General features: G+C 70.4%; 1 protein-coding gene. It reads right to left on the bottom strand.

Annotated features, from left to right (window positions below):
• Positions 1 to 571: type VI secretion system Vgr family protein (locus tag LGN17_RS36445; protein ID WP_226201565.1), on the bottom strand; the 571-nt coding region annotated here is incomplete at both ends.

Consider the following 571-nt stretch of genomic DNA (forward strand, 5'->3'; position numbering starts at 1 on the left):
GCACCGCCACCGCCTGGTTCGCCGGCAGTTCCAGCGTCGGCTGACGGAACTCGTTCACCGGACTGCCCGTAATCACCGGCAGGTCCGGATCGCCGTAGTAGTGCATCACCGCCACTTCGTGGCCGATCCGCGGCAGGAACGTCGCACCCATGTCCGCGCCCTGCCATGGCGACACCACTCGCAGCCAGATCCCCGCATGCTCGTCGAGCTTGCCCTGCCGGTCCCAGCCGAACTGCACCTTCACGCGGCCATATTTGTCGGTCCAGACTTCCTGCCCGGCCGGGCCCACCACGATCGCCTTCTCGGGACCGCTCAGCACCGGCTTCGCTACACTGCGCTCGAGCCGGAACGGCTCGTTCGCCGGCAGCAGCTCGAACTGCGCTTCGCACCGGTACGCCAACCCCGCGCCCGTGCGGTCGCCGACCTCCTCGATGTCGAGCGTCGACGACAGCACCACGTATTCGCGGTTCGCCGCCTGCTGCGGGTAGCCCGTCAGCGCAAACGTGCGGCCCACCGTCAGCCCGCGCAGGTTGCCGCGGCCGGTCGCGCGCAGGCCCGCGCAGCGGCGCGC

The organism is Burkholderia sp. AU30280 (assembly GCF_020420125.1).
GTDB lineage: Bacteria > Pseudomonadota > Gammaproteobacteria > Burkholderiales > Burkholderiaceae > Burkholderia.